Genomic DNA, 3,952 nt, shown 5'->3' with positions numbered 1-3,952 from the left:
GCGCAGCCCCTCCAGCTGCCGGGCGCGCAGCCGTTCAACGCTCCCGGCACGCAGCAGAGCGCGCCCGGACTGCCCGGCGCAGCGGCCGCGCCCCGCCCGCCGAGCATGCCCGCCATCAGGATCCCGACCGAGGATGGCATCCTCGGCAAGGCGGTGCACCGCAACGGCCACCATGGCGAGGCGACCTTCACGAAGACGGCCAGCGGATTCGGCATGAAACTGAATCTCGACGGCTTCCAGCCGCCGAACCTCGTCGAACCCTGCACCGTCTCCTTCGGCGATGCGCCGGTGCCGGTCACGTCGCTCGGCCGCCCTGCCGGGGTTGCGCGCTACCGGCTGGAGGCGCCGATCTGCCCGATCGTCTTCGATGTGCTGGACAGCTCGTTCCTCGTCGTCGAACCGACGGAACCTTGCGTCGTCGAGGCCGCCCAGTGCCGCATCGATCCGCGCGGCCTGTGGGGACCCGATGCCCGCACGATCGCCGCCCAGGCCAAGGAGATCGAGCGCGCGCGCGGATCGGCCGAACGCGCCGTGCGCGAAGGCTATCGAACCCTGACCGCCAAGTCGGACGCCGTCGAGCAGCGCTCGATCGCCCGCGAGCAGGCGGGCTTCTCGTCGGAGCGGGAAACGATCTGCCGGGACTTCCAGCGCGAAGGGCAGATGGGCTTCTGCGCCGCCCGGATCACCGAGGCCCGCGCCGCCTCCCTGCGCGTCCGGCTCGGTCTCGGCTCCGAGCCCAAGCCTGCCGCCAAGCCGAAGCCGCGCCCGGCGCCGAAGCCAGCGCCGCTGCCGCTCACGCCGACGCAGTAAGCCCGGACATGCGCTGGCGCAGCTTCTTCTCGTCGAGCGCCGCGAGCATGTCGATGAGGTGCATCGCGAAGCTGCCCGGGCCTGCCGCGCGGTCGCCGGCCATCTCGCCGGCAATGCCATAGGCCGTCAGCGCCGCGGCCGCCGCCACGGCGGCATCCGGCTCGACTGCCCGGCAGGCCGCGACGAGCGCGCTCGACGCGCAGCCGAGTCCCGTGACCCTGGTCATCAGCTCATGTCCGTGATCGACCTGGAAAGCGCGCCCGCCGCCTTCGATGCGATCGATCTTGCCGGTCGTCACGCGCAGGACGCCATCCGCCCGCTGCATGACGGCATCGAGCGCGGCCATCTCGACGGCATTGCCGCGCACGACGACGCCCGGCACTCGCAGCACAACCTCCGCCAGCCGCAGCCGCAGCGGCGACAGTTCGACGAAGACCGGATCGAGCACCAGCGGAATGGCGCGCTCGCGGGCCACCGCCACGAGCTTCGGGATGGCCCGCTCGCCGTCCGGGCTGATCGTGCCGAGATTGATCAGGATCGCGCCGGCGCCGGCCGCGACCGCCGCGACCTCCTCGGGGTGGCCAGCCATCGAGGGCACGGCCCCGAAGGCGAGCAGCATGTTGGCGGTGACGTTCTGCGCCACCGTATTGGTCAGGCAATGGATGCGCGGGCGGCGCTCGGCCACCCGCGCTAGGATCGACGCGACCTTGGTCGCGTCGAGGCTGGCGTTCATGCTGCTCATTCGGCCGCAGGTAGATACAGGCTGCCGCCCTTGTCGAGGAATTCCTGCGACTTGGCGGCCATGCCCTGTTTCTGCTGCTCGGCCATGGCCTCGAGATTGGCCCGCTCGTTGTCGCTCATCGCCAGAACCTCGGCGCGCAGGTCCTGCGTGATCTTCATCGAGCAGAATTTCGGGCCGCACATCGAGCAGAAATGCGCGACCTTGTGGGCGTCCTTCGGCAGCGTCTCGTCGTGGAATTCCCGCGCCGTGTCGGGGTCGAGCGCCAGGTTGAACTGATCCTCCCAGCGGAAGTCGAAACGGGCGCGCGAGAGCGCGTCGTCCCGGATCTTCGCGGCGGGATGGCCCTTGGCGAGGTCGGCGGCATGGGCGGCGATGCGATAGGTGATGACGCCGGTCTTCACGTCGTCGCGGTTCGGGAGACCCAGATGCTCCTTCGGCGTGACGTAACAGAGCATGGCGCAGCCATACCAGCCGATCATCGCCGCGCCGATGCCGGAGGTGATGTGGTCATAGCCCGGCGCGATATCGGTGGTCAGCGGTCCCAGCGTGTAGAACGGAGCCTCGCCGCATTCGCGCAGCTGCTTGTCCATGTTCTCCTTGATCTTGTGCATCGGCACATGGCCGGGGCCCTCGATCATGACCTGGCAGCCTTTTCCCCAGGCGATGTTGGTAAGCTCGCCCAAGGTCTCCAGCTCGGCGAACTGGGCGCGGTCGTTGGCATCCGCGATGGAGCCCGGGCGCAGGCCGTCGCCCAGCGAGAAGGAGACGTCGTAGCGCCGCATGATCTCGCAGATCTCGCCGAAGCGCTCGTAGAGGAAGCTCTCCCTGTGATGTGCCAGGCACCAGCGCGCCATGATCGAGCCGCCGCGCGAGACAATGCCAGTGACGCGATTCGCCGTCAGCGGGACGTAGGGCAGGCGCACGCCTGCATGGATTGTGAAGTAATCGACGCCCTGCTCGGCCTGCTCGATCAGCGTGTCCTTGAAGACCTCCCAGTCGAGCTTGATCGGGTCGCCGCCGACCTTCTCCAACGCCTGATAGATCGGCACGGTGCCGATCGGGACCGGCGAATTTCTGAGTATCCAGGAGCGGATGTTGTGGATGTTGCGGCCGGTTGACAGGTCCATCACCGTGTCGGCGCCCCAGCGGATCGCCCAGACCAGCTTCTCGACTTCCTCTGCCGCGCCGGAGGTCACCGCGGAGTTGCCGATATTGGCGTTGATCTTGACCAGGAAGTTGCGGCCGATCGCCATCGGCTCCAGCTCGGGGTGGTTGATATTGGCCGGGATGATGGCCCTGCCTCGGGCGATCTCGTCGCGGACGAATTCCGGGGTGACGAATTCCGGCACATTGGCGCCGAAGCTCTCGCCGTCGGCGTGGCGCTCGCGGGCGCCTTCCAGCATGGCGGCGCGGCCGAGATTCTCGCGATGGGCGACATAGATCATCTCGGGCGTGACGATGCCGGCCTTGGCGAACTCGTACTGCGTCGTCAGCTGGCCGGGCTTCGCCTGCAGGATCGGGCGTTCCGCCGGACAGGCGGGCACGAGCTGATCGGCCGAGATGTTGCCGTTATCGGCAGCGGTCACGACGCGGCCCGCGACCTGCTCGAAGCCGCGCGCATCGAGCCAGGCGCGGCGCGGCTGCACGAGGCCGGCATTGAGATCGATCTTCGCCCCGGTCTCGGTATAGGGGCCGGAAGGGTCGTAGATGCGCACCGCCGGCTCGGCAGCGGTGCTCAGCACGACCTCGCGGAAGGGCACGAGCATCTCGGGATGCTCCGGCGCGGCGACATAGATCTTGCGCGATCCGACGATCGGGCCGGTCGTGACGCTTTGCGGCGCGGTCTTGACGCTGTTCTTCTGGGGCTTGGTATGGGCATTCATGAGGATCTCCTCCTTGGTACAGGTCAGGAGATCCGGGCTCGAAAGCGGTCCAGTCGCTGTCTGCGGGCAAGGCTGCAGCCCTGTTGCCGCGTTCCAGTCCCTCCGCCGGTATGACCCGGATCAGGTTCGACGGGTTCGGCTTCGGAAGCCATCTCAGCCCTTGCGGGCACCCCTCGGAACAGGTGCGAGGTTAGGTGCAGCGCCGCTGCTTGGCAACAGGCTCGACGGCGAATGATCCGGCGGAGGAGAAAGGGCTCAGGCGGTGCGGTCGACCAGAGTACCCTGGCCGTCGGGGAGCGTTGCCTGGGTCTGCTCGACGCTCTGCTGGAGCATCGCGACGAGGCTTTGCTCGGCCTGCGCGTTCTGGCTGATCATCTCGATCGACAGCGCCTGCTGCGTCGAGGCAGCCTGCATCGTGACGATGCTGCGGGCGAGGGAGACGGCGTCGCTCATGCCGGCGACGCTATCGGGCATCCCTTGCCAAATCCTGAACGGCTCAGGGGGCGATGATCGAGGG

The 3,952-nt window shown here is 68.2% G+C and carries 4 protein-coding genes and 1 riboswitch; of the genes, 1 reads left to right on the top strand and 3 read right to left on the bottom strand.

The features are described from left to right. Positions 1–810, top strand: an 810-nt coding sequence (locus ACIPIA_RS11750) for a hypothetical protein (RefSeq protein ID WP_400509684.1), incomplete at its 5' end; no start/stop codon positions are given. On the opposite strand, the gene ACIPIA_RS11745 is transcribed toward ACIPIA_RS11750, so the two are convergent. The 3 genes from ACIPIA_RS11745 to ACIPIA_RS11735 form a co-directional block, all read right to left on the bottom strand. Next, the gene (locus ACIPIA_RS11745) at positions 794–1,543 is read right to left on the bottom strand and encodes a hydroxyethylthiazole kinase (protein WP_400509683.1); all 750 of its coding nucleotides are present in this window, start codon (positions 1,541–1,543) and stop codon (positions 794–796) included. The genes ACIPIA_RS11750 and ACIPIA_RS11745 overlap by 17 nt on opposite strands. 5 nt (positions 1,544–1,548) lie before the next feature. After that, a complete protein-coding gene (gene thiC / locus ACIPIA_RS11740; RefSeq protein ID WP_400509681.1) occupies positions 1,549–3,435 on the bottom strand; it encodes a phosphomethylpyrimidine synthase ThiC in 1,887 nt (628 codons plus the stop codon). A gap of 79 nt (positions 3,436–3,514) precedes the next feature. Further along, a riboswitch (TPP riboswitch) is annotated at positions 3,515–3,619 on the bottom strand. A 71-nt stretch (positions 3,620–3,690) separates the two neighbouring features. Beyond that, positions 3,691–3,909 carry a hypothetical protein gene (locus ACIPIA_RS11735; RefSeq protein WP_400509679.1) on the bottom strand — a complete coding sequence of 73 codons (219 nt, stop codon included), beginning with the start codon at positions 3,907–3,909 and terminating at the stop codon, positions 3,691–3,693. Positions 3,910–3,952: the final 43 nt, after the last annotated feature.

The organism is Allobosea sp. CER48, assembly GCF_044752385.1.
Taxonomy (GTDB): Bacteria; Pseudomonadota; Alphaproteobacteria; order Rhizobiales; family Beijerinckiaceae; genus Allobosea.
This window is presented reverse-complemented; position numbering and strand designations above follow the sequence as displayed.